The sequence below is a fragment of the Colwellia sp. genome, from assembly GCF_013215345.1.
Lineage (GTDB): Bacteria > Pseudomonadota > Gammaproteobacteria > Enterobacterales > Alteromonadaceae > Colwellia.
In genome coordinates, this window is sequence record NZ_JABSOV010000245.1 from 1 (window position 1) to 2,146 (window position 2,146).

Annotated in this window: 1 protein-coding gene and 1 pseudogene; both read right to left on the minus strand. The window is 43.2% G+C overall.

Annotated features, from left to right (window positions below; all coding sequences use genetic code 11):
- Window positions 1–1,932: efflux RND transporter permease subunit (locus tag HRT50_RS18675; RefSeq protein WP_291617315.1), on the minus strand; the 1,932-nt coding region annotated here is incomplete at its 3' end.
- Window positions 1,933–1,940: 8 nt separating this feature from the next.
- Window positions 1,941–2,146, minus strand: a pseudogene (locus tag HRT50_RS18680) (hypothetical protein); the annotation flags it as partial.

Genomic DNA, 2,146 nt, shown 5'->3' on the forward strand with positions numbered 1-2,146 from the left:
AACACCGGCTAAATCCTCAGTTAACTCATGGATAGTAGCGACTATGTCATCGGCAGAGCGTCTTAATTGCCAATCAACAAAGTTTACTTTAAAGGACCCTATTTGGTTATTACCACCCGTTAAGGTGTACAGGGTTTCAATTTCTTCTAACGGTAGAATACGCTGCTCAATAGCACGCATAATGACATCTTTTTCTTTTACCGATAAATCACCGTGCGAGCGCACCACCATAGTGGCACTTTGCGGCTCAACATCAGGGAAAAAACTAACACCTAGGCCAGATGCCCCATAAAGCCACATCACCACAAAAGACACAGTTAAGGTGCCAGCAACTATTTTCCAAGGATGTTTAATCGCTGTCATTAATATACGAATATAACCGCCGGTAAACCCCGATAGTTTACTGAAATCCCCTGCGTCAACTTGCTCAATTTGCTTTTGCTCTTTACAACTGACAACACGCGCTTTGCCCAACACTGTACCTAAAGTAGGAACAAAAATTAGTGCCATTGCTAAAGAAGCAGTTAATACCGCAATCAAGGTGAAAGGTAGGTATTTCATGAATTCACCCATGATGCCCGGCCAAAACATTAACGGAGCAAAAGCGGCTAAGGTTGTTGCCGTTGAGGCAATAATAGGCCATGCCATGCGACGCGCCGCCAAACCATAAGCGACTGATTTACTATGACCTTCATTCATTTGTCTATCGGCAAACTCGGTGACCACAATAGCGCCATCAACTAACATACCAACAGCCATTATCAGACCAAAAAGCACCACGATATTAACCGTCATGCCGGCCAAGGCAATAACTAATATACCGGTTAAAAAGGCTCCAGGAATGGCTAAGCCAACCAATAAGGCGGTACGAGTACCCAAAGCGGCAATAATGACAATAACCACTAACAGTACTGCTGAGAAAACATTATTTTGTAAATCGGTAAGCGTTCTTTTAATCTCTATTGATTGATCGCCGACATAATCAACTTGTACTTGCTGCGGCCACTTAGCTCTACTTTCTTCAACAATGGCTTTTACTTTATCGACTGTATCAATGAGGTTCTCGCCTGAGCGTTTTTTAACTTCTAGTGAGACAGAGCGATGACCATTAAGTCGAGCAAAGGTAGTTGGATCTTTATAAGCACGGCGCACAGTGGATACATCTTGGAAGGTGATAACTCTGTCACCATCCACTTTAATTGGTAATTCTAATAAATCTTGAATATCTTCAAAAACAGAAGGCACCTTAATAGCAAAACGACCTTTACCGGTATCCATAGTACCTGCTGGCACTAGGCGATTGTTACGCTCTACCAGATTATAAATATCGGCTTGGTCAAGGCCATAACTTTCCATCAATAGTGGATCGACAAGAATTTCAACCATGTCTTCACGGTCGCCGCCGATTTCAACTTCAAGCACTTCTTGCATGCCTTCAAGTTTATCCTTGATATTTCGGGCTAAGGTGATCAGGCCTCGCTCGGTAACCGCGCCAGATAATATAACTGTTAATGCTGCTTCTTGGTTAGCCATAGTAACTTCATTGACTACCGGCTCTTCCGTATCATTGGGCAGTTTAGCTTTCGCTAAAGTAACTTTATCACGGACATCGGCAAGCGCTTCTTTCGGGTCAAGTCCAGCGATAAACTCTAAGGTAACTGAAGCGTGGCCTTCACCGGCATTGGAGCGCATTTCTTTAATGCCAGCAATGGATTTAAGTTCGTTCTCCATGGGTCTCACTAACATGCGTTCCGCATCTTCTGGTGAAATGCCATCATGGATCATAGAGACATAAATAATTGGAATGGTAATATCTGGGTTGGCTTCTTTAGCGATATTGTTATAAGTGATTGCGCCAGAAACAAGTAGTAGCACAAATAACATTAGGACCGAGCGAGTACGCGTTAAGGCGGCTTCAATAAGCGTTAACATAAAGGCTCCTAATCCTGTGTAGCTGTAGTGGTAGCGGTTTTCTCATCGGCACTATCACCTATTTTACCGCTCGCTTGCATGTCTGCTTGGTCGAAGATGGCTTCGACTTTATCACCGGCACGAACGAAGCCTTGCCCTAAAACAATGATGTCAGCTTGTTCACCTAAACCTGTTAACCAAATACCATCACTATCACTTTTAATAATTTCAATGG